This is a genomic window from Stenotrophomonas sp. SXG-1, from assembly GCF_014083965.1.
Taxonomy (GTDB): Bacteria; Pseudomonadota; Gammaproteobacteria; order Xanthomonadales; family Xanthomonadaceae; genus Stenotrophomonas; species Stenotrophomonas geniculata.
The window spans coordinates 3,928,764-3,950,728 of sequence record NZ_CP046588.1 but is presented as its reverse complement, the minus strand read 5'-3'; the positions used below and the strand labels follow the sequence as shown (position 1 = coordinate 3,950,728).

At 66.9% G+C, this 21,965-nt stretch carries 17 protein-coding genes; 10 read left to right on the top strand and 7 right to left on the bottom strand.

Annotation, left to right across the window (positions count from 1 at the left end):
- Window positions 1-11: 11 nt before the first annotated feature.
- Window positions 12-2,057 carry a TonB-dependent receptor domain-containing protein gene (locus GOC52_RS17990; protein WP_191850062.1) on the bottom strand — a complete coding sequence of 682 codons (2,046 nt, stop codon included), beginning with the start codon at window positions 2,055-2,057 and terminating at the stop codon, window positions 12-14.
- A gap of 496 nt (window positions 2,058-2,553) precedes the next feature.
- Between GOC52_RS17990 and mdoH the strand changes: the two genes are divergently transcribed.
- The 5 genes from mdoH to hemC all read left to right on the top strand — a co-directional run bounded on the left by mdoH (window position 2,554) and on the right by hemC (window position 8,460).
- On the top strand, window positions 2,554-4,479 hold the full coding sequence (gene mdoH, locus GOC52_RS17985; protein WP_191850060.1) for a glucans biosynthesis glucosyltransferase MdoH: 1,926 nt from the start codon (window positions 2,554-2,556) through the stop codon (window positions 4,477-4,479).
- Between the two features lie 50 nt (window positions 4,480-4,529).
- Window positions 4,530-5,189, top strand: a complete 660-nt coding sequence (locus tag GOC52_RS17980; protein ID WP_100050030.1) for an alpha/beta hydrolase — start codon at window positions 4,530-4,532, stop codon at window positions 5,187-5,189.
- A 3-nt stretch (window positions 5,190-5,192) separates the two neighbouring features.
- Complete coding sequence (locus GOC52_RS17975) at window positions 5,193-6,236, top strand: sensor histidine kinase (protein WP_053443558.1); 1,044 nt, start codon at window positions 5,193-5,195, stop codon at window positions 6,234-6,236.
- Window positions 6,237-6,246: 10 nt separating this feature from the next.
- Window positions 6,247-6,978, top strand: coding sequence for a LytR/AlgR family response regulator transcription factor (locus GOC52_RS17970; RefSeq protein ID WP_010481294.1), 732 nt, complete (start codon window positions 6,247-6,249; stop codon window positions 6,976-6,978).
- 570 nt (window positions 6,979-7,548) lie between these two features.
- Window positions 7,549-8,460 (top strand): hydroxymethylbilane synthase, encoded by a 912-nt coding sequence (hemC, locus tag GOC52_RS17965; protein ID WP_019338866.1) that lies wholly within the window; start codon window positions 7,549-7,551, stop codon window positions 8,458-8,460.
- Window positions 8,461-8,588: 128 nt separating this feature from the next.
- Here hemC and GOC52_RS17960 read toward each other — a convergent pair whose 3' ends face one another.
- Together GOC52_RS17960 and GOC52_RS17955 are read right to left on the bottom strand one after the other, a co-directional pair.
- Window positions 8,589-9,365 carry a DUF481 domain-containing protein gene (locus GOC52_RS17960; RefSeq protein WP_010481298.1) on the bottom strand — a complete coding sequence of 259 codons (777 nt, stop codon included), beginning with the start codon at window positions 9,363-9,365 and terminating at the stop codon, window positions 8,589-8,591.
- 107 nt (window positions 9,366-9,472) lie between these two features.
- Window positions 9,473-10,075, bottom strand: a complete 603-nt coding sequence (locus GOC52_RS17955; RefSeq protein ID WP_010481299.1) for a LolA family protein — start codon at window positions 10,073-10,075, stop codon at window positions 9,473-9,475.
- Window positions 10,076-10,156: 81 nt separating this feature from the next.
- Between GOC52_RS17955 and GOC52_RS17950 the strand changes: the two genes are divergently transcribed.
- Complete coding sequence (locus tag GOC52_RS17950; RefSeq protein ID WP_010481302.1) at window positions 10,157-11,128, top strand: helix-turn-helix transcriptional regulator; 972 nt, start codon at window positions 10,157-10,159, stop codon at window positions 11,126-11,128.
- Window positions 11,129-11,154: 26 nt separating this feature from the next.
- Window positions 11,155-11,949 carry a MetQ/NlpA family ABC transporter substrate-binding protein gene (locus GOC52_RS17945; protein ID WP_010481303.1) on the top strand — a complete coding sequence of 265 codons (795 nt, stop codon included), beginning with the start codon at window positions 11,155-11,157 and terminating at the stop codon, window positions 11,947-11,949.
- Window positions 11,950-12,137: 188 nt separating this feature from the next.
- Here GOC52_RS17945 and glpK read toward each other — a convergent pair whose 3' ends face one another.
- From glpK to GOC52_RS17930, 3 genes are all read right to left on the bottom strand, one after another.
- Window positions 12,138-13,637, bottom strand: a complete 1,500-nt coding sequence (glpK, locus tag GOC52_RS17940; protein ID WP_049411058.1) for a glycerol kinase GlpK — start codon at window positions 13,635-13,637, stop codon at window positions 12,138-12,140.
- Window positions 13,638-13,743: 106 nt separating this feature from the next.
- Window positions 13,744-15,246, bottom strand: coding sequence for a glycerol-3-phosphate dehydrogenase (glpD, locus tag GOC52_RS17935; RefSeq protein ID WP_191850058.1), 1,503 nt, complete (start codon window positions 15,244-15,246; stop codon window positions 13,744-13,746).
- A 245-nt stretch (window positions 15,247-15,491) separates the two neighbouring features.
- A complete protein-coding gene (locus GOC52_RS17930; RefSeq protein ID WP_010481310.1) occupies window positions 15,492-16,127 on the bottom strand; it encodes an OmpW/AlkL family protein in 636 nt (211 codons plus the stop codon).
- A 186-nt stretch (window positions 16,128-16,313) separates the two neighbouring features.
- Between GOC52_RS17930 and GOC52_RS17925 the strand changes: the two genes are divergently transcribed.
- From GOC52_RS17925 to lpdA, 3 genes are all read left to right on the top strand, one after another.
- Window positions 16,314-16,829, top strand: a complete 516-nt coding sequence (locus GOC52_RS17925; protein WP_029379745.1) for a DNA-deoxyinosine glycosylase — start codon at window positions 16,314-16,316, stop codon at window positions 16,827-16,829.
- Between the two features lie 167 nt (window positions 16,830-16,996).
- On the top strand, window positions 16,997-18,709 hold the full coding sequence (gene aceF / locus GOC52_RS17920; RefSeq protein WP_171954623.1) for a dihydrolipoyllysine-residue acetyltransferase: 1,713 nt from the start codon (window positions 16,997-16,999) through the stop codon (window positions 18,707-18,709).
- A 106-nt stretch (window positions 18,710-18,815) separates the two neighbouring features.
- Window positions 18,816-20,624: a dihydrolipoyl dehydrogenase gene (gene lpdA, locus GOC52_RS17915; protein ID WP_191850056.1), complete on the top strand. Its 1,809-nt coding sequence runs from the start codon at window positions 18,816-18,818 to the stop codon at window positions 20,622-20,624.
- Window positions 20,625-20,856: 232 nt separating this feature from the next.
- On the opposite strand, the gene GOC52_RS17910 is transcribed toward lpdA, so the two are convergent.
- Window positions 20,857-21,675, bottom strand: a complete 819-nt coding sequence (locus GOC52_RS17910; RefSeq protein WP_010481314.1) for a hypothetical protein — start codon at window positions 21,673-21,675, stop codon at window positions 20,857-20,859.
- Window positions 21,676-21,965 lie beyond the last annotated feature (290 nt).

Genomic DNA, 21,965 nt, shown 5'->3' with positions numbered 1-21,965 from the left:
CGCGCGGCCGGTCAGAACCGCGCGGTCATGCTCATGAAGTAGCTGCGCCCGGCCACGAAGTAGTCGGTGGAGCCTTCGGCATACAGCTTCTTGTCGGCCAGGTTGCTGACGCCGCCACGCAGGGTCAGTACCTCGTTGACGTTCCAGGCCGCGGTCAGGTCATACAACGTGTAGGCCTTGAGGAAGGTCGTCGCCGTGCCGGTCTGCTTGCCGGTGTACTGCGCCGACAGGCTGCTGGAAAACACCGTACTGGGCGTCCAGTCCAGCGACGAATAGCCAGAGAATTCCGGAGTATCGATCAGGTTGCGGCCGGTGGTCAGGTTCTTGGCTTCCTTCATCCAGGTCGCCGAGGTGCGCCAGCGCCAGTGCTCGCCGAAGCGGAAATTGAGGTTGCCTTCCATGCCGCTGGTGCGTGCGCGCTGCACGTTGCTCATGCGCGTCCACCAGATGCCGTTGAAGTTGCCCAGGGGCGCGTACTCGATCTTGTTCCTGAAGTCGGTATGGAAGTAGGTCAGGCCCGCATCGACCAGGTCGTTGTCGAAGCTGATGCCGATCTCGCGGTTGGTGCTGGTTTCCGGGTCCAGGTCCGGGTTGCCGGCCATGTAGCAGCCGCCGCGGGTATAGCCCAGCGGGATCAGCGAGGTGCAGCCTCGGCCGCCGGACTGGGTGGCGGCGGTGGCCGAATTCTCGGTCAGGCTGGGTGCGCGGAAGCCTTTGGAAACGCCACCGCGGATGGTCCATTGCTCGGCCGGATGCCAGACCAGGTAGGCACGCGGGCTGACGTGGCCGCCGAACTTCTCATGGTGATCCAGACGTGCGCCGAGGGTCAGCGCCAAGGTGCGGTGCAGCTTCAGTTCGTCTTCGACGAACAGGGCCCAGGTATCCACTTCCAGATCGGAGCCGCTGACGGCATTGCCGGCATAGTCGATCGGCGCGCGGCCGATGGTGTCGGTGTTGGTCAGTTCCTGGCGCTTCCATTGGCCGCCCACGGCGAACTGGTGTTCAACCCCCAGGGTGAAGGGCGTGGTCAGGCTGCCCTCGATGATCGTATCGGTGGCTTCGGAGCGGCCTGTGGCACCGATGTCGTTCTTGTACTCGGTCCAGTACGCACTGATCTTCGAGTTGCCGAAGCTCCACTTGCCGTCGTGGTTGAGCGCCAGCGAACTGCGCTTGAGTTCGCTGGCACCCCAGGCGCCTTCGTCCTGCTTCTCCAGAGAGGCATCGATGAAGGCCTGCTGCACGCCATGGCCGGCTTCCAGCGACAGTTCCTGCGCATCGCTGAGCTTCCACTGCAGCAGCGCGTCGACGTTGCGGTCCTTCTCGCCGGCGTAGGCGTTGCCGTAGACACCGCCGTTGGAGCGGTCCGAGTCGCGGCGCATGCTGTTGGCACCGATACGCAGGCCGAAGCGCTCGCCGAGCGGGCCGGAGAAGGTCGCACCGATCTGCTGGGTATCACCGCGCTTGTCATCGCCGGGGCGGGTATAGCTGTGCGTTGCGCTGCCGTTCCAGTCATCGCCGATGCGCCGGGTGATGATGTTGATCACGCCGCCCATGGCGTCGGAGCCGTACAGCGACGACATCGGTCCGCGCACCACTTCGATGCGCTCGATCTGGTCGGGCGAGATCCAGTTCAGATCCTGGCGGCCGAGGTCGGGGCGGTAGTTGGTCGAGGCCGAGCTGCCCATGCGCTTGCCGTCCACCAGCACCAGCGTGTAATTGGACGGCATGCCGCGCAGCTTGATCTTGGACTGCTCGCCGACCGCACTGAGGCCACCGGTCACGCCCGGCACACGGCTGAGCAGGGTGGCCAGGTCGTGCACCGGCTGGCGCTCGATGTCCTCGCGGCTGATCACGCTGATGCTGGCCGGCGCATCCTTGATCCATTGCTGGTTGCCCGAGGCGGTGACCACCACGGTATCCAGATCCTTGGTGGAGGCATCGGCGCTGGCCTCTGCGGTGGCCAGGCCGGGCAGGGCCAGCAGGCAGGCGGTGGCCAGGGCACTGGCCAGGCGGGGGCGCGGCAGGCGCGCGGAACGGGAACGGAACAGCTGGGACATGACGGCTTCCATCGGATGAGGGGGACCGGATGGAAGCAACGGGCGCAAGCAGACAAGCAGGCAGGCCCCCCTTCCATGGGTCGTTGGGCGCGCGGCTCGAACCGGCGCAGCTGGGTGGGTCTCGGCCGTGCGGAAGACGGTGACCTGCCTGGTTAATGAAATGATAACCGTTCGCGTTTGTTACGATCCAGTACCTGGGGCGACCAAGTGACATCCGTACCCACGCCCCGGCACTCGCCTGCTGTTTGCTGAATGGGGATAAATCCCGGCGTAGACCTTCGCACTCGGCTTACATCCGGCGCCCTAGACTGAGCCGCATTTTCGATTCCGCCCCGTTGGAGATCGTGTGGGTTCCGGTAGTGACAGACAGCGACTGCGTGGCGTGAGGCCGACGCAGCCAGGACAAGTGCGGGCGCCGGGAAAGCGCGCCGGGAACCTTGGTGCATGCAGCCCGGCCGGGATGGCCGGCCGTGCCGACTGCGCGGAGTAGGCGGCAATGGGGGTGCAGACCATCCATGCGGAAGCAGATACGTCCCGGCGTGATGCCGGCTGGACGCTGCTGCCGGCCGAATCGCCGTTGCAGATGCCCGAGCAGACCCTGCGCGAAGGCCAACTGAAGGTTCGCCGCCACCGCACCTCGCCGCGACTGATCGGCCTGCGCCGGTTCTACATCTTCGGCGGCACGCTGGCGATGACCGCCATCGCCACCCGGATGATGTGGCGGGTGCTGTCGGCCAATGGCATCAGCGTGCTCGAAGCCTGCCTGCTGGTCCTGTTTGTCGGCCTGTTCGCCTGGATCGCGCTGTCTTTCGCCAGTGCAGTGGCCGGCTTCCTGACTGCCGTGTTCGACCGGGGTTACCGCCTCGGCATCGACCCGGACAAGCCGCTGCCGACGGTGCACAGCCGCACCGCGCTGCTGATGCCGACCTACAACGAAGACCCGCGCCGGCTGCTGGCCGGCCTGCAGGCGATCTACGAGTCGGTGGCCGCCACCGGCCAGCTCGACCGGTTCGACTTCTTCGTGCTCAGTGATACCCGCCGCGAAGACATCGCACGGGCCGAGGAGCAGGTGTTCGCCGAACTGCGCGAGCGCGTGCCCGATGGCCAGGCGCGGCTGTTCTACCGCCGCCGTGGCGACAACAGCGGGCGCAAGGCCGGCAACATCGCCGACTGGGTCCGTCGCTTCGGCGGCGCCTACCCGCAGATGCTGATCCTCGACGCCGACAGCCTGATGACCGGCGACAGCATCGTGCGCCTGGTCGCGGGCATGGAACACAACGCCGATGTCGGCTTGATCCAGACCCTGCCGTCGGTGATCGGTGGGCGCACCCTGTTCGCGCGCATGCAGCAGTTCGGCGGCCGCGTGTACGGTCCGGTGATCGCCCGCGGCGTGGCCTGGTGGCACGGTGCCGAGAGCAATTACTGGGGCCACAACGCCATCATCCGCACCCGCGCCTTTGCCGATCAGGCCGGGCTGCCGGCGCTGCCGGGGCGCAAGCCGTTCGGTGGCCACGTCCTCAGCCATGACTTCGTCGAAGCGGCGCTGATGCGTCGTGGCGGCTGGGCCGCGCACATGGTGCCGTACCTGGGGGGCAGCTATGAAGAAGGTCCGCCGACGCTGACCGACCTGCTGGTGCGCGACCGCCGCTGGTGCCAGGGCAACCTGCAGCACGGCAAGGTGGTCGGCAGCCGCGGCCTGCACTGGATCAGCCGCATGCACATGCTGATCGGCATCGGTCATTACTTCACCGCGCCGATGTGGGCGATGCTGATGCTGATCGGCATCGCCATCCCGCTGTTCCAGGAAGGCATCGATTTCAACGCCCTGCTGCACCTGTCGCCGAGCGTGTACTGGCGGGCCCAGGACGAGCAGCAGGTGGTGCGCCTGTTCGCGGCGACCATGGCGGTGCTGCTGCTGCCCAAGGTGCTGGGTTACCTGGCGATGCTGCTGGACCCGGTCGACCGCCGCGGCTGCGGTGGTGCGATCCGCGCGTTCGTCTCGATGCTGGTGGAAACCGTATTGGCGGCACTGATGGCACCGGTGGTGATGTACGTGCAGTCGCGCGGCGTGGCCGAAGTGCTGTCCGGCCGCGATTCCGGCTGGGACGCACAGCAGCGCGACGATGGCGGCATCTCGTGGTTGGCGCTGATCCGCGGCTACGGCGGCCTGGGCGTGTTCGGTGCCTTCATGGGCGTGCTGGCCTGGGCGGTATCGCCCTCGCTGGCCGCGTGGATGGCGCCGGTGGTGATCGGCATGGTGCTGGCGGTACCGGTGGTGGCGCTGACGTCTTCGCGCGGCCCGGGTGCCTTCCTGCATCGCCTCGGCCTGCTCGATATTCCCGAGGAGAACATCCCGCCGCCGGTGCTGGTACGCGCCGCGCAGCTGCGACGGGAAGCCGCCGAACAACCGACGCTGTACTGATCGTCCCGCGGCAGCGGCATAATGCGGCTCGAACTTGAAGGAGCCGCATCATGCTGCAAACGGTGGAACAGGAAACCGGCGCCTCGCCGCAGTGGTCGGTGATCTGGCTGCACGGCCTCGGCGCCGACGGCCACGACTTCGCACCGATCGTGCCGGAGCTGGTGCGTCCGCATTGGCCGGCGCTGCGCTTCGTGTTCCCGCATGCACCGGTGCGGCCGATCACGATCAACAACGGCGTGCCGATGCGTGGCTGGTACGACATCGTCGGCATGGATTTCCGTTCGCGCGCCGACATGGCCGGCGTGCAGGAATCGGTGGTGCAGCTGGATGCGCTGATTGCGCGGGAGGTCGAGCGCGGCATCGCGCCGGAGAAGATCTTCCTGGCCGGCTTCTCGCAGGGGGGCGCGATCATCCTGACCGCCGCGCTGTCACGCACCGCGCCACTGGCTGGCCTGATCGCACTGTCCACCTACCTGCCGGAAGCCGAGAGCGCCAAGCGCGTTGACGGAGCGGTGCAGGTGCCGGTGTTCATGGCCCATGGCAGCAGCGACCCGGTGATTCCGCAGGCGGTGGCCGTACACAGCGCGCAGGCCCTGCAGGCACTGGGCCTGGAGGTGGAATGGCACAGCTACCCGATGGCCCACCAGGTCTGCGCCGAAGAGATCCAGGCGCTGGGTGACTGGTTGCAGGAACGCCTGGGCGCTGCCTGAGCCATGTCACCGGCCAGCGCCCCGCCCTGGATGCCGGAACTGTGCCGCCTGCCGCGGCTGGCGGCGATGCTCGGCCTGGCCGAACTGGTGGTGGTGGTGCTGGCCCTGGCCCCGGATGGCAGCCGCCACTGGACCGTGGGCGAACTGCTGTCGGCCAGTGGTTTCGCGCTGTGGCTGGCGCTGGCCGTAACGGCCAGCCTGTGCCTGCTGCGGAACGCGTTGTCGAGGTTGCCACAGGTCCTGGGGGCGGTCTCGGCCATCGCACTGGCGACGCTGATCGCGGTGGTCTGCGCGGGCATCGTGCATGCCCTGTACGCGGTGCTTGGCGACAACTTCGCCCGCGGCATCAGCTTCTGGCGCTTCACGCTGGGCAGCGCCGCGACGACGGCGCTGATCACGGCGTTGGCCCTGCGCTACTTCTATGTGAGTGATCGCTGGGCCGCGCAGGTACAGGCCAACGCACGCGCACAGGCCGACGCGCTGCAGGCGCGGATCCGCCCGCATTTCCTGTTCAACAGCATGAACCTGATCGCCAGCCTGCTGCATCGCGACCCGGTGGTGGCCGAGCGGGCGGTGCTGGACCTGTCCGATCTGTTCCGTGCCGCGCTGGGGGCGGGCGAGGGCGATTCCACCCTGCGTGACGAATGCGAGCTGGCCGAGCGCTATCTGTCGATCGAATCACTTCGACTGGGCGAGCGCCTGCAGGTGCGCTGGCAACGCGACGAGCCACTGCCCTGGGATCTTCCCCTGCCTCGCCTGGTACTGCAGCCGCTGGTGGAGAACGCCGTGCTGCATGGCATCTCGCGGCTGCCCGAGGGTGGGACCATCGAGCTGCAGCTGGCGCGCGAGGGCAACGAGCTGCAGATCCGCGTGCGTAATCCGGCGCCCGATCCGCAGGCCCCCGGGCTGGCCCTGGCGCGCGGTGCCGGCCATGCCCAGCACAGCATCGGCCATCGGCTGGCCTGGCGCTTCGGCAGCGCCGCGCGGATGACGGCTGGCTGGAGCGAGGGCTACTATGCCTGCCAGGTGACAGTGCCGATCCAGTGAGGGAGCGATCGTGAGGGTAGTCATCGCCGATGACGAACCGCTGGCGCGCGAGCGCCTGCGCAGCCTGTTGGCCGCGCAGGACGGCGTGGATGTGGTGGCCGAGGCCGGCAACGGCGAGCAGGCCCTGCACGCGTGCGCGGAGCTGCAGCCGGACCTGGTCCTGCTGGATATCGCCATGCCCGGGCTGGATGGGCTGGAAGCGGCCCGCCACCTGGCCAGCTTCGAGCCACGCCCGGCGGTGGTGTTCTGCACTGCCTACGACGCGCATGCACTGTCGGCCTTCGAAGCGGCAGCGATCGATTACCTGATGAAGCCGGTGCGTGCCGAGCGCCTGGCTGCAGCGATCGCACGCGCACGCACGTTCCTGGCCGGCCGCGACGGCCAGCCGCAGGACCACCGCGGGCAGCAGGCCCGCAGCATGCTGTGCGCGCGCCTGCGCGGCAGCCTGCGCCTGATTCCGCTGGACGACATCCACTACCTGCAGGCCGAAGAGAAGTACGTGGTGGTGCACCACGCACGCGGCGAAGACCTGATCGAGGAGTCGCTGAAGTCGCTGGAGGAGGAGTTCGCCAGCCGCTTCATCCGCATCCATCGCAACTGCCTGGTGGCACGCCATGAGCTGGTGGAGCTGCGTCGAGGCACGGGCGGCCAGGTGCAGGCGATGCTGCGCCATGGCAAGCAGCCGCTGGAAGTGAGCCGCCGCTGCGTGGCGACGTTGAAGCAGGAATTGCGGCATCTGTGAGTGTTCCGCGCGGCCTGCGGCCGCGACTGCTTCGAGATCAACAGCAACAGCAACGGCAACAGCAACAGCGGGTCATGGCTCGGTGTTTCTACGTGCGGGGTCGGGCCGGGGTGGGGTGGCGGGACACGCTGCAAGTACATCCCTGTAAGCTCGATGGCGCCATCCATGGCGCCAACGGTCCCGCCACCCCACCCCGGCCCAACCCTCTCGCTTTTCCCGTGTCGGACGGCAAAGGCATTGTTGTTATCGGGTGGGGGGAAGAGGGGTCAGATCCCTTTTCCTGCGGAAAAGGGATCTGACCCCGGAAGCCGACGGCTGCTGCTTCTGCTTCTGCTTTTTTCTTTTTTCTTTTGATCTTCCGTGGCTGACGCACACGGAAACTGTCAGAGGCCGGTCGGGGTGGGCTGCGCAGGGGCGTGAGCCGCATGGATGCGGCGACCGAGCTTACATGGACGTACTTGCAGCGACCCCTGCGCAGCCCACCCCGACCGGCCAAGCCCAGCTGCTGCTTCAAGCCACGAGGGGCTCCGCCGTTGGCCGTATCCCGCCGATAGGCGCGATAATGACCGGATGGAAACCGTCCGCATCGCCACCCGCAAGAGCCCGCTCGCCCTCTGGCAGAGCGAACACGTCGCCGACCGCCTGCGCCAGGCCCACCCCGGCCTGCATGTGGAACTGGTGCCGATGAGCACCCGCGGCGACGAGGTGCTCGACCGTTCGCTGGCCGCGATTGGTGGCAAGGGCCTGTTCCTGAAGGAACTGGAGCTGGCCATGCTGCGTGGCGAGGCCGACTGCGCCGTGCATTCGCTGAAGGATGTGCCGATGGAACTGGACGCGCCGTTCGCGTTGCCGGCAATGCTGACCCGCCACGATCCCGCCGATGGCTTCGTCTCCAATCTGTACGCTTCGCTGGACGCGCTGCCGATCGGCGCGCGGGTCGGTACCTCGTCGCTGCGTCGTCAGGCCCAGCTGCGCGCGCTGCGCCCGGACCTGGAGCTGCTGGACCTGCGCGGCAACGTCAACACCCGCCTGGCCAAGCTCGACAACGGCGGCTACGACGCCATCGTGCTGGCCGTGGCCGGCCTGGAGCGTCTGGGCCTGGGCGGGCGCATCGTCGCGCGCCTGCAACCGCCGCAGTGGCTGCCGGCCCCGGCGCAGGGCGCGGTGGCAGTGGAGTGCGATGGCGGCAATGCGCGCCTGATGGCGTTGTTCGCCCCGCTTGATGACGCAACCACGCGTGCCTGCGTGGAAGCCGAGCGGGCGATGAACCGTGCGTTGCATGGCAGTTGCCATGTACCGGTTGCGGCCATCGCGCAGTGGCAGGGCGACGACCTGCACCTGCAGGGGCTGGTTGGCAGCGCCAGCGATGGCCGTGCGGTGCGTGCCGAGGCGGTGGGCCCGGCCAATGCCCCGGAAGCGCTGGGCCAGCGCGTGGCGAAGCTGCTGCTGGACGATGGCGCCGGCGAACTGCTGAACGCCTGAGCCCCGATGTCTGTAGAGCCGAGCCATGCTCGGCTGCTCTTCGCCGGGAAAATCCCGGGCTTCGCGCTCAAGTCGAGCATGGCTCAACTCTACAAAAACGAAACGGGCGCCCTCGGCGCCCGTTCTGCCTATTTGAACTTGTAGACCACGTTCATCGTGGTCAGCGTATCGGTCTTGCGCTTGTCCTCGGCCACGTCACTGTTGTAACGCGCCTGCCAGCCGGCCTTCAGCGCCAGATGCTCGTTCATGCTCACCGAAACCCCGAAGTCGTTCTGGCCGAAGGTGTTGTAGGAACCCGATTCGACCAGCAGGGTGTTGACCAGGTCGGTGTTGTCGGTCAGCGAGTACTTCATGTCGAACAGGCCGCGGCCGATCATGCCGGTGCGGGTGCGGTCGTCCTCGGTGCTGTGGGTGCGGCGCACACCGGGGCCGATCTGTGCGTCGAACGAGAAACGCTCGGTGTTCCACAGGCGGGTGCCGTAACCCAGACCGAACGAGCTCTGGCGGTCGTAGGTGGCGAAGTCATCGCGCTCGGTACGCACCGTGGCCGTCAGCTGGCGGTGCTCGCCCAGCTGCAGCGCGCTGCCGGCACTGCCGGTGTAGCGGTTGGCGGTGGTGTTGTTGCGGCGGCTGGTGGAGCCGTCGTCGCGGGTCTCGATCACCTTGGAGCTGGAACGCAGGCCGGCCAGGTCCATGCTGTGCACCCAGTCGCCATCGGTGTAGCGCAGGCGCAGGCGGCCGTTGAAGCTCTCGGTGCTGCTGTTGCCGCGTGCCGAAGCGAAGCCGAGCTCGCCGCCACTGCCGCTCCACGGCGAGGACATCGCCGCCAGTTCGGAGGCATCCTGCGCATACGCGAGCGGTGCGCACAGCAGCAGGGGGATCAGCAGGGACACGCGCAGGGACATCGGGGCTTCTCCGAAGCGGTTGACAGCCGGTGATGATACTGGAAGCGTGATGGCGGTCCGAATCGATCCAAACGGTTTCTTCAGCAGACGTTGCCGCGATCGCCTATTCAGGGCAGATCGACGCGCAATGCCGGGTCGTTGAAGCGCGAATAGCGCAGGCGCAGCTGGAAGCTGCGGCCATTGCTGCTGCCGCTGCGGACGATCTGCCGCGGCAGGCCCTGTGCGTCCACCCAGTACTCCAGGCGTTCGCCGGGCTGCGCGCCACGCAGCCGGTAGTGACGCGTCTCGACCCCGTCCAGCGACTGGCTGCCCAGGTCTTCGGCCTGCAGATCGGCGGGCAGGGCATCGGCCGGCAGCGGGTTGCGCCATTGCTCGAGCAGGCCCGGTGGGGTCGGCACCTGCCGGATCGCGTCGTCGGCCTGCAGGAACATGGTGTCGCCGATGATCGTCTGCGGACCGGCCGGGGTCTGCACCCGGAAGCGGTCGGGGGCGACGAAGTCCATGGCGCTGCGCACCGGCTGCGGTGCACCCAGCACCTCCAGTTCGGCGTGGAAGCTGCGCAGGGCCGAGAAGCGCTGGCTGGCGCCCAGTACCGCCTGCGCCGGATCCGCCGCAGGCACGGGCGCGTCGGTGCTGGCCGGCGCGGGGGCGCGATCACAGGCGGCCAGCAGCAGGCAGGCCAGCAGGGACAGGGCAGGCAACCGGCGCATCGGGTGTTCCAGAGGGGTGGGGGCGACCACGATAGCCCAAACGTCCCACACAAGACCCGCGACTCGGACATAATCGGGGGTATGGACCGATACGAACGCATCACCGCCCTGCATCGTCTGCTCAAGTCCGCACGCTATCCGGTGACGGTGGCGACCCTGCAGGACAAGCTCGGTTGCTCCCGTGCCACCGTCTACCGCGATCTGGCCTTCCTGCGCGACGCGCTGATGGCACCGATCGAGGGCGACGGCGAGGCCGGCTTCCGTTACCAGGCCGACGAGAGCGACCGCTTCGAGCTGCCCGGCCTGTGGCTGAGCTCGGAGGAACTGCATGCCCTGCTGGCCTCGCAGCACCTGCTGGCGCGGACCGGCGGCGGCGTGCTGTCCTCGGTGCTGGCACCTCTGCAGCAGCGCATCGAGAGCCTGCTGGCAGCCCAGGCTGGTGTTTCCAGCTGGCCGGTGGACCGCGTGCGGGTAATTCCGCACCGTGGCCGCAAGTTCGATGAAGGCAGCTTCCGCAGCGTGGCTTCGGCGGTGCTGGAGCGCCGCCAGCTGGCGTTCGAGTACCGCGCCCGCTCCACCGACGAGCCGACCAAGCGCACCGTTTCGCCGCAGCGCCTGACCCACTACCGCGACAACTGGTACCTGGATGCCTGGGACCATGACCGCGAGGCGCTGCGCAGCTTTGCCGTGGATCGCATCCACAAGGCGCGGGTGATCGACAGCACCGCCCGCGACGTGGCCGACAGCGAACTTGACGAGCAGCTGGGGGCCAGCTACGGCATCTTCTCCGGCGCGCCGAAGGGCTGGGCGACCATCCTGTTCAGCGCCAAGGCCGCGCGCTGGGTGGCCGACGAGCACTGGCATTCCAAGCAGCAGGGCCGCTTCCTGGCCGACGGCCGCTATGAACTGAAGGTGCCGTACAGTGTCTCGCGCGAGCTGCTGATGGACGTGCTGCACTACGGCTCGGATGCCGAGATCGTCGAACCGGTGATGCTGCGCGAGCAGGCCAAGGCGCTGCTTGAGCTCGCCCTGAGCAACTACGACAACTCCTGACACTCCCCCCGAGAACCCTCCCGCCCATGAAGAAGACCCTGTTGCTGCCCCTGCTCGCCGCTGCGCTGGCCCTGACCGCCTGCGGCACGTCCGGCGAGCCCTCGCAGAAGCTGGTGGTGGCCGCCACGGCCGTGCCGCATGCCGAGATCCTTGAAGTGGTCAAGCCGATCCTCAAGCAGGAAGGCGTGGATCTGGACGTGCGCGTATTCAACGACTACGTGCAGCCCAACGACCAGCTGGTGCAGAAGCAGGTGGACGCCAACTACTTCCAGACCGAGCCTTACCTGGACGCCTACAACCGCGACCGCAAGACCGATCTGGTGAAGGTGATCGGCGTGCACATCGAGCCGTTCGGTGCGTACTCGCGCAAGATCAAGTCGCTGGCCGAGCTGCGCGAAGGCGCCGACGTGGTGATCCCGAACGACCCGAGCAACAACAGCCGTGCGCTGATCCTGCTGCACAAGGCCGGCGTGATCGAGCTGAAGGATCCGACCAACGCGCTGTCGACACTGCGTGACATCACCGCCAATCCGAAGAACCTGAAGTTCCGCGAGCTGGACTCGGCGATGCTGCCGCGCGTGCTGGACCAGGTCGACCTGGCCCTGATCAACACCAACTACGCGCTGGACGCCGGCCTCAACCCGACCAAGGATGCACTGGCGATCGAGAGCAAGGACTCGCCGTACGTGAACTTCCTGGTCGCGCGCCCGGACAACAAGGACGACGCCCGCGTGCAGAAGCTGGCCAAGGCCCTGACCAGCCCGCAGGTGAAGGCCTTCATCGAGACCAAGTACAAGGGCGCGGTGCTGCCGGCGTTCTGATCCCCGGCGCCAATGTCCCTGTAGAGCCGAGCCCATGCTCGGCTCTGCTTTTTTGCGGCGCCCCACCAACGGCAGCCGAGCATGGCTCGGCTCTACAGGGTCAATCCACGTACCGTAGCCGGGCACGGCACGGCACGGCACGGCACGGCACGGCACGGCACGGCACGGCACGGCACGGCATTGCAGTTTCAATCGACGTGGAAGGCGAGGGTGGCGGCAACGGCCTGCTGCCATCCTGCATACAGTTTTTCACGCCGGGCCACGTCCATCTGTGGCTCGAAGCGCCGGTCCAGGCCCCATTGCGCGGCGATCTGTTCGCGGCTGGACCAGAACCCCACTGCCAGACCGGCCAGGTAGGCCGCGCCCAGCGCGGTGGTCTCGGTCAACCGCGGCCGCAGCAGTGGCACGCCGAGGATGTCGGCCTGGAAGCCGGCCAGGAAGTCGTTGCCGATCGCGCCGCCATCGGCGCGCAGTTCGGTCAGCGCGATACCGGCATCGGACTGCATCGCATCGAGCACGTCGCGGGTCTGGTAGGCCATCGCTTCCAGCGCCGCGCGCACGAAGTGCGCCTTGCGGGTGCCACGGGTCAGGCCGAACATCGCACCGCGCACATCACTGCGCCAGTACGGCGCCCCCAGGCCGACGAAGGCGGGAACCAGATAGACGCCGCTGCTGTCGGGCACCTGCGCGGCCAGCGCCTGGCTGTCACTGGCGCGCTCGATCATCCGCAGGCCGTCGCGCAGCCACTGCACCACCGAGCCGGCGATGAAGATCGAACCTTCCAGCGCATATTCCACGCGGCCATCCAGGCCCCAGGCGATGGTGGTCAGCAGGCCGTTGCGCGAACGCACCGCCTGCGTGCCGGTGTGCATCAGCATGAAGCAGCCGGTGCCATAGGTGTTCTTGACCATGCCCGGCTGGAAGCAGGCCTGGCCGAACAACGCCGCCTGCTGGTCACCGGCGATGCCGGCGATCGGGATCGGGTGGTCGAAGAAGAACTGCGGCCGGGTGTGCGCATACACCGAACTGGAATCGCGCACCTGAGGCAGCATCGCTCGCGGGATGTCCAGCAGCGCCAGCAGGTCGTCATCCCAGTCCAGCGTGTGGATGTTGAACAGCAGGGTGCGCGCGGCATTGCTGTAATCGGTCACGTGCGCCTGGCCGCCACTGAGGTTCCACACCAGCCAGCTGTCGATGGTGCCGAACAGCAGCTCGCCGCGTTCGGCGCGCTGCTGCGCGCCCTCCACATGGTCAAGTATCCAACGCACCTTGGTGGCGGAGAAATAGGCGTCGATCAGTAGACCGGTACGCTCGCGGATCAGCGCTTCATGCCCGTCGGACTTCAGCCGCTCGCAGATGGCGTGGCTCTGCCGCGACTGCCAGACGATGGCATTGTGGATCGGCTGGCCGGTGGCACGGTCCCAGACCACGGTGGTTTCGCGCTGGTTGGTGATGCCCAGTGCGGCGATATGGCGCGGGTCGATCTGCCCGCGGCTGAGCAGTTCGGTCAGCGTGGCATATACGCTCGTGAGGATCTCGCGCGGGTCATGCTCGACCCAGCCGGGCTGCGGGAAGATCTGCGCGAACTCGCGCTGCGCACTGCCGACGATGTCGCCGGCACGGTCGAACAGGATCGCGCGCGAACTGGTGGTGCCCTGGTCGATGGCCAGCACGTAGCGGGGCGTCATGCAGCGTCTCCGGTAGCGATGGGGAGATCCTAATGCATCGACCGCGTCGCGCGCGGCCGCCCTGGTAGCTGCCAACCCTGGTTGGCACACGTGGCAACACGGGGGGTCAGAGCCCGTTCCGTGGGAAAGGGATCCGCCCCCCCATCCACGCCTGCAGTCGCGCCACCTGCGCCGCATCCAGCCGCAACCCCAGCTTGCTCCGCCGCCACAGCACGTCCTCGGCATCCAGGGCCCATTCGTGCTCACGCAGGAAAGCCACTTCCCGCGCATGCAGGCCCCCGCCAAAGTCCTCACCAAGATCGTTCACACCCTGCAGGCCATGCAGCAGCTCCGCGCTGCGGCTGCCGTAGGCGCCGGCCCAGCGGCGTGCGATTTCCTCGGGCAACCACGGTGCCAGCGCCTGCAGGCGGGAGCGCGCCTGTGCGGCGTCACCCCAGTCGCTGCCCGGCAGCGGATCTCCACCTGCCGTCCAGTCCGGTCCCATCTGTGGCAGCGCTGGCCGCAGCAGGTTCAGCGCTTCTTCGGCCAGCACCCGGTAGGTGGTCAGCTTGCCGCCCAGTACATGCAGCGCCGGCGCCGGGTCGGACTGCAGCTGAAGGCGGTAGTCTCGGCTCAGCTTTGCCGCACGCGGGTCCGGGTCGGCCAGTAGTGGGCGCACACCGGCGAACTGCCAGACCACGTCTTGCGCAGTGATCGGCTCGCGCAGATAACGGTTGGCGGCCGCGCACAGGTAGCTCACCTCGGAGGGCAGTACGCCGCAGCGCGCCGGGTCACCGCGGTAGTCGGTGTCGGTGGTGCCGACCAGCAGATGATCGTGGGCGAACGGCAGCAGGAACACCACGCGGCCATCGGGCTGCTGCAGCAGGCAGGCACTGTCATCGGGCCAGGGACGGCGCAGCACGATGTGGCTGCCTTGTACCAGCCGCAGTGACGGGCCGCCGCTGCGTGCCTCCATCTGCTCCAGCAGGCCGCCGGCCCATGGACCGGCCGCATTGGCGACGGCGCGCGCGGTCACATGATGCTGTCCATCGGCGGATTCCAGCATGGCCTGCCAATGGCCCTGTACAGGGCGCAGCTCGATGCAGCGGCTGCGCACATGTACCTGCGCGCCACGTTGGGCAGCGTCCAGGGCGTTGAGCAGCACCAGGCGCGCGTCATCCACCTGCGCGTCGGCGTAGCTGAAGGCCTGCCGCAGGTCCGGAGAGAGCCAAGGGCCGAGCGGATCACGCTGAAGGTCCAGGGCGTGCGAGGCGGGAAATGCCGGGCTGCGCCGGCCCAGGTGGTCGTACAGCCACAGTCCCATGCGCAGCATCCAGCGTGGGCGCAGGTGGGGTTCCCACGGCAGTACGAAGCGCAATGGATGGACCAGATGGGGCGCCTGCCGGCGTACCACCTCGCGTTCGCCCAGCGCCTTGCGCACCAGGCCCAGCTCGCCCTGTTCCAGGTAACGCAGGCCGCCGTGGACCAGTTTGCTGCTGGCACTGGAGGTATGCGCGGCCAGGTCGTGCTGTTCGCACAGCAGCACGCGCAGGCCGCGGCCGCTGGCATCACGGGCGATGCCGGCGCCGTTGATGCCGCCACCGATCACCAGCAGGTCGACGTCGTGCATCGTGCCTCCGCATCCTGTTTATGTAGAGCCGAGCCGCGCCACCATTTACCGTGGGCGCCATTGAACGTAACGCATCGCAATGCGCGCGGAGCCCGCCGCTCGACTCGGGATAGGGGCTTGGCTCGACTCTACATAAAAGCAGCCGAGCATGGGCTCGGCTCTACAGGTGGAACGCGGGTGACAGAAACGACGACGGGCCCCGAAGGGCCCGTCGCGTTACATCAGTGAAGCAGGTGCAGCCTGGATCAGAAGCGGGCGCCGATGCCGAAGCCGACGGTCCACGGATCCATCTTGGCTTCGCCGATCTTCTCGCCGCCCACCTTCACGTCCGGGCGCGAACGCATGTAGCGGGCGTCAGCACGGGCGAACCAGGTGGAGTTGATGTTCATGTCCACACCGACGGTGCCGATCACGCCCTTGGCATCCTTGAAGCGGATGTCGGTGTCAGCGCCGTTGCCCAGCTTCTCGTTGCTGAAGCTCGACTGGTAGTAGCCCACGCCCACGAACGGGCGGAACACGTTGTCAGCCTGGCCGAAGTGGTACTGGCCGCTCAGCGCGATCGGCTGCTGCTCGACCGAGCCCAGGCGGGCGTTGTCCGGGCCCTTGAACTTGTTGTCGAACTTGTCGGCAGCGCCCCACAGCTCAACGGCCCAGTTGTCGTTGATGTAGTAGCTGAAGCTGACGGTCGGCGCCGGGCCACCATCGGTCTTCTTCACGCCGGTGATCGGGTCGTTCTTCGGTTCCAGCAGCGAGATGCCGCCGACAACGGCAAAATGCTTGCCCGAAGCGGTGTCGGTGCTGCTGCTGTCCTGGGCGAAAGCGGCCGGCGCGAAGGCGGCGGAGGTCAGCAGGGCGAGACTCAGGATACGGATGGAGCGCATGGGGGTATCTCCTAATGTTTCTTGTTTTGGGCCCCCGGTTGCGGGGCGAGCACACCGTAGTCGCCCCAACATGAATCGAATCCGACGCACGTTAAAAAATAGTTTTCCTTGTTCAGCGACCGGAGTGAAAAGCCTGTTTTCATGGGCTTTTCGGCCTTCGGCGACATTCATGCAGTTGGAGAAGATGTGAGCGAAGCAACGGTGTGCATCGGCCTGCAAGCGCAGGTGAACATGAAGTGCCGGGTGCTGCTGCTGGGTTCGATGCCCGGCGTTGCGTCATTGCAGGAGCAGCGCTACTACGCGCATCCGCGCAATCGCTTCTGGCCTGTGCTGGCCGATATCTGTGGCTTCGACGCGGGTCTGCCCTATGCGCAGCGACTGCAGGCACTACAGGCGGCAGGTATCGGCCTGTGGGATGTGATCGGCCAGTGCGAGCGGCGTGGCAGCCTGGATGCCGACATCGTGCGTGGCACGGAAGTGCCCAATGCGCTGCCGGCATTGATCGCTTCGCTTCCTGAGCTGGAGCTGATCGGCTGCAACGGTGCCGCTTCGCTGAAGGCATTCCAGCGTTGGGTGCTGCCCTGCCTGGAGACTCCGCCAAGGCTGCTGGCACTGCCGTCCACCAGCCCGGCCAACGCGGCCTGGTCGCTGCCGCGGCTGCGCCAGGCCTGGCAGCCGGTAGCCGACGCACTGGCGACATGAAGCGGACATCGTCCGGACAATACGCTACCGACTGGTCGCGGCCGCAACCCATGAGCAACAGCGTGTCCCGGCTGCGTGAGTACTGAAAACACCTGTAACGGTTGGCGCTGGCCCCCGCTGGCCGCACAATAGACGTTTCCCTACACCAGATTGCCGGAGTTATCCCCATGGCCGAAATCAAGGAAGCACTTGTCCCCGATATCGGTGACTACAGCGATATCCCGGTAATCGAGGTGCTTGTCGCCGTCGGCGACACGGTCAAGAAGGACCAGGGCCTGGTGACGCTGGAAAGTGACAAGGCGACCATGGAAGTGCCGTCGTCGGTGGCTGGCGTGGTCAAGGAACTGAAGGTCAAGGTCGGCGACAGCCTGTCCGAAGGCAAGGTCGTGGCGCTGATCGAAGTGGCCGAAGGCGAAGCCGCCAAGCCGGCCGCTGCTGCTCCGGCACCGGCCAAGGCCGCTGCCCCGGCTGCCGCTACCCAGAGCGCGCCGGCTCCGGCCGCTGCTGCCCCGGCTGCCCCGGCCGCCAGCGGTGGCGCGGTGGAGGCGCTGGTGCCGGATATCGGCGATTACTCCGGCATCCCGGTCATCGAAGTGCTGGTCGCCGTCGGCGACACGGTCAAGAAGGACCAGGGCCTGGTCACGCTGGAAAGCGACAAGGCCACCATGGAAGTGCCGTCGTCGGTGGCCGGTGTGGTCAAGGAGATCAAGGTCAAGGTTGGCGACAATCTGTCGCAGGGCAATGTGGTCGCCATCATCGAAGCCGAGGGCGCTGGCGCACCGGCGCCGACCAAGGCTGCCGCAGCCGCCGCTCCGGCTGCCGCCGAGACCTCCACCAAGGTCGAGCCGGTCGCTGTGCCGGCGCAGCCGGACAGGCTGGCGGCCCGCGAGATCGCCTCGGCCGGTACCCCGTCCAGCCCGCCGGTGCAGTTCAACGCCGATGGCGTGCTGCCGGCCAAGGTGCCGTATGCCACCCCGGCGGTGCGTGTGTTCGCCCGCGAACTGGGCGTGGACCTGCTGCAGATCAACGGCACCGAGAAGGGTGGCCGCATCACCAAGGGTGACGTGCAGAAGTTCGTCAAGGCCGCACTCAGCGGTGGCGTGCCGGCTGCCGGCGGTGCTGCTGTCGCTGCCGGTGGTGGCCTGAACCTGCTGCCGTGGCCGAAGGTCGACTTCAGCAAGTTCGGCGAGACCGAAGTCCAGCCGCTGTCGCGCATCAAGAAGATCTCGGGTGCGAACCTGGCCCGCAACTGGGCCATGATCCCGCACGTCACCCAGTTCGAGCAGGCTGACATCACCGATCTGGAAGGCCTGCGCGTGGCGCTGAACAAGGAAAACGAGAAGGCCGGCATCAAGCTGACCATGCTCGCCTTCCTGATCAAGGCCAGCGCCGCGGCGCTGAAGAAGTTCCCGGAATTCAACGCTTCCCTCGATGCCAGCGGTGAAAACCTGACCCTGAAGAAGTACTTCCACATCGGCTTTGCCGCCGATACGCCGAACGGCCTGGTCGTGCCGGTGATCCGCGACGTGGACAAGAAGGGCGTGGTGCAGATCGCGCAGGAAACCGGCGAACTGGCCAAGAAGGCGCGCGACGGCAAGCTGGGCCCGGCCGACATGAGCGGCGGCTGCTTCTCGATCAGCTCGCTGGGTGGCATCGGTGGCACTGCGTTCACCCCGATCGTCAATGCACCGGAAGTGGCCATCCTGGGCGTGTCCAAGTCCTCCATCCAGCCGGTCTGGAACGGCAAGGAATTCGCGCCGAAGCTGATGCTGCCGCTGTCGCTGAGCTACGACCACCGCGTCATCGACGGCGCCCTGGCCGCACGCTTCACCACGTACCTGTCGCAGGTACTGGCCGACATGCGCCGCGTGCTGCTGTAAGGCACCGCTTCGCCCCCACCGTGCGGCCGCAGCCCCTGGCGCGGCCGCGTGAACAGATGCAGTGACAGTCCGCCGGCCATGCCAGGCGGGCACGAGGAAAACCACCATGGCCACGATTGAAGTCAAGGTTCCCGACATCGGCGATTACAGCGATGTGCCGGTGATCGAAGTATTGGTCGCCGTTGGCGACACGGTGAAGAAGGATCAGGGTCTGGTGACCCTGGAATCGGACAAGGCCACTCTGGAAGTGCCGTCCTCGGCTGCTGGCGTGGTCAAGGAAATCAAGGTCAAGCTGGGCGACACCCTGTCCGAGGGTGCCGTGGTCGTGGTGCTGGACGCTGAAGGCGTCGCCGAAGCCCCAGCCAAGGCCGCTGCGCCGGCTCCGGCAGCAGCTGCTCCGGCCAGCAAGCCGCCGGTGACCCCGTCGCACCGCGCCCCGGCCGAACCTGCCGCACCGAAGCCGGCGTTGTCCAGCGGCAAGCCGGCCGACATCGAATGCGAGATGGTTGTGCTGGGCTCCGGTCCGGGCGGCTACACGGCGGCGTTCCGCGCCGCCGACGTCGGCCTGGATACGGTGCTGGTCGAGCGCTACGCCAGCCTCGGCGGCGTCTGCCTCAATGTCGGCTGCATTCCGTCCAAGGCACTGCTGCATGCTGCTGCGGTGATCGACGAAGTGGCCCACGCCGGTGATTTCGGCGTCGAGTTCGGCAAGCCGACCATCACCCTGGACAAGCTGCGCCAGTACAAGGAAAAAGTCGTCAACCAGCTGACCAAGGGCCTGGCCGGCATGGCCAAGCAGCGCAAGGTCCGCAGCGTGCAGGGCGTCGGCAAGTTCGTTTCCGCCAACGAACTGGAAATCACCGCAGCTGACGGCAGCACCCAGCTGCTGCGCTTCCAGAAGTGCATCATCGCCGCCGGTTCGCAGGCGGTGAAGCTGCCGAACTTCCCGTGGGACGACAAGCGCGTGATGGATTCCACCGACGCGCTGGAGCTGGCCGAAGTGCCGGGCTCGCTGCTGGTCGTCGGTGGCGGCATCATCGGCCTGGAAATGGCCACCGTGTACGGTGCGCTGGGCAGCAAGGTCACCGTGGTCGAGTTCATGGACCAGCTGATGCCGGGCGCCGACAAGGACCTGGTCAAGCCGCTGGCTGACCGCCTGAAGAAGCAGGGCATCGAAGTGCACCTGAAGACCAAGGCCTCGGGCGTCACCGCCGATGCCAAGGGCATCACCGTGACCTTCGAAGCTGCCGAGGAAGGCCAGGCGCCTGCGCTGGCGCAGGGCACCTTCGACCGCGTGCTGGTGGCCGTGGGCCGCTCGCCGAACGGCAGGAAGATCGATGCGGAAAAGGCCGGCGTGCAGGTCACCGACCGCGGCTTCATTCCGGTCGACCGCCAGATGCGCACCAACGTGCCGCACATCTTTGCCATCGGCGACATCGTCGGCAACCCGATGCTGGCCCACAAGGCCACGCACGAAGGCAAGCTGGCCGCCGAAGTGGCTGCCGGCCACAAGAAGGAGTGGGTGGCCCGTGTGATTCCGTCGGTGGCCTACACCAACCCGGAAATCGCCTGGGTCGGCGTGACCGAGACCGAAGCCAAGGCCAAGGGCCTGAAGGTGGGCGTGGCCAAGTTCCCGTGGGCCGCCAGTGGCCGCGCGATCGGCATCGGCCGTACCGAGGGCTTCACCAAGCTGATCTTCGACGAAGAGACCCACCGCATCATCGGTGGTGCGATCGTTGGCGTGCATGCCGGTGACCTGCTGGCCGAGATCGGCCTGGCCATCGAGATGGGTGCCGAAGCCGAAGACATCGGCCACACCATCCATGCGCACCCGACACTGAGCGAATCGGTGGCAATGGCCTCGGAAATCTACGACGGCACGATCACCGATCTGTACATGCCGAAGAAGAAGTAAGGCGCCTGCGCCGTTCCAAATGAAAAGCCCCGGCATTTGCCGGGGTTTTTTTGTTGAGCCTCGATCACTCTCATTGCGAGCGTTCGGGCCGCAGCGCGGGTGGCAGGCATTTGGACAAATGTCCCCCCGCGCTCGACCAACCCGCTTCTGCTTGACCGTGCAAACAAAAAAGCGCGGCCCCGATGTTCCGGAGGCCGCGCCAGGAGAGAGAATGCCGTGGAAGGGGCGGGTGTCAGAACACGAAGCTGACGCCGGCCACCGGGCCCTTGAATTCCTGCTTCAGGCCGATGGTGCCGTCGCTGCCCTTCTTGTCCGCGTCCAGCTTGAACCAGTCATAGCCGGCGAACACGCCGAAGTTCTTCGTGAAGCGGTAATCGACGATGGCGTTGGCGCGGCTCAGGTCGCCCTTGTAGTCATCAAAGCTGCCCCAGCGCGTGTTGAGGTACTGGCCCTGCAGCGTGATCATCCACTTCTCGGACGGGGTGAAACTCAGCCGCGCACCGACCACCGGCGCCACGCCGTCGGTCTTCTCGTTGAGGAACTGGCCTTCGTAGACGGTGCCCAGATCGGCGTAGGCCTTGGTGCTCACCTTGGCGTACTCGGCACCCAGCTGCAGGCCGAGGTCGAAGGTGTCGGTGTCCACCACCGAGTAGTCATAGACCAGGCTGGCGACCTGGTACTTCAGCTCGCCCTTGACGAAACTGCCCGACGGCACGTTGACGTCACCGAAGGAAATGTCCTGGCCGAGAGTCTCGCGGCGGTCCTTGTCGTACTTGAAGTAGTTGAACAGCAGGCGCTGGCGGTTGCTGATGCGGAACATGCCGTCGATGCGTGGTTCCCACTCCTTGCCACCCAGCTTGAAGTCCTCGGAGAAACCGATGTCCTGGCCGGCCACGTTGGTCTTGCCGCGGAGGGTATTGTCCGAGTCGATGTTCATCGCACCCAGGCGCAGGGCGAAGCGGTCGTCGCCTTCAGCGGCGTGGGCGGCAGTGGCGAACGAGGCGCCGGCGGCGAGCAGGGAGAGGGCGAGCAGGGTGGGTACAGGGCGCATCGAAGAGTCCTTGCAGTGGTTCATCAGAATGAAGACCACTGTGCCGGACAGGCCCGTCCACCATCCGTGAACGTATGGTCCACGGCGTGTGCACGGTTCAGCGCTGTCGCGACGATGCAAAAAGATGGCCCCGGAGCCGGGCTTCGGGGCCATCGTGGGACCTGCGGGGCGGAGCGTCGACGAGGTTGCTGCAGGCAGGTCGAAAGATCGGACCGGCGCATTCGGCGAAAGTTCCGCCGGATGCGACCAAAGTTCAATATTGCGCCGCAGCATCATACGGACGTCATTGT

Excerpts from the sequence above, each read along its gene's own strand:
- GOC52_RS17990 (WP_191850062.1), bottom strand. The coding sequence starts at position 2,057 with ATGTCCCAGCTGTTCCGTTCCCGTTCCGCGCGCCTGCCGCGCCCCCGC.
- mdoH (WP_191850060.1), top strand. The coding sequence starts at position 2,554 with ATGGGGGTGCAGACCATCCATGCGGAAGCAGATACGTCCCGGCGTGAT.
- GOC52_RS17980 (WP_100050030.1), top strand. The coding sequence starts at position 4,530 with ATGCTGCAAACGGTGGAACAGGAAACCGGCGCCTCGCCGCAGTGGTCG.
- GOC52_RS17975 (WP_053443558.1), top strand. The coding sequence starts at position 5,193 with ATGTCACCGGCCAGCGCCCCGCCCTGGATGCCGGAACTGTGCCGCCTG.
- hemC (WP_019338866.1), top strand. The coding sequence starts at position 7,549 with ATGGAAACCGTCCGCATCGCCACCCGCAAGAGCCCGCTCGCCCTCTGG.
- GOC52_RS17960 (WP_010481298.1), bottom strand. The coding sequence starts at position 9,365 with ATGTCCCTGCGCGTGTCCCTGCTGATCCCCCTGCTGCTGTGCGCACCG.
- GOC52_RS17955 (WP_010481299.1), bottom strand. The coding sequence starts at position 10,075 with ATGCGCCGGTTGCCTGCCCTGTCCCTGCTGGCCTGCCTGCTGCTGGCC.
- GOC52_RS17950 (WP_010481302.1), top strand. The coding sequence starts at position 10,157 with ATGGACCGATACGAACGCATCACCGCCCTGCATCGTCTGCTCAAGTCC.
- GOC52_RS17945 (WP_010481303.1), top strand. The coding sequence starts at position 11,155 with ATGAAGAAGACCCTGTTGCTGCCCCTGCTCGCCGCTGCGCTGGCCCTG.
- glpK (WP_049411058.1), bottom strand. The coding sequence starts at position 13,637 with ATGACGCCCCGCTACGTGCTGGCCATCGACCAGGGCACCACCAGTTCG.
- glpD (WP_191850058.1), bottom strand. The coding sequence starts at position 15,246 with ATGCACGACGTCGACCTGCTGGTGATCGGTGGCGGCATCAACGGCGCC.
- GOC52_RS17930 (WP_010481310.1), bottom strand. The coding sequence starts at position 16,127 with ATGCGCTCCATCCGTATCCTGAGTCTCGCCCTGCTGACCTCCGCCGCC.
- aceF (WP_171954623.1), top strand. The coding sequence starts at position 16,997 with ATGGCCGAAATCAAGGAAGCACTTGTCCCCGATATCGGTGACTACAGC.
- lpdA (WP_191850056.1), top strand. The coding sequence starts at position 18,816 with ATGGCCACGATTGAAGTCAAGGTTCCCGACATCGGCGATTACAGCGAT.
- GOC52_RS17910 (WP_010481314.1), bottom strand. The coding sequence starts at position 21,675 with ATGCGCCCTGTACCCACCCTGCTCGCCCTCTCCCTGCTCGCCGCCGGC.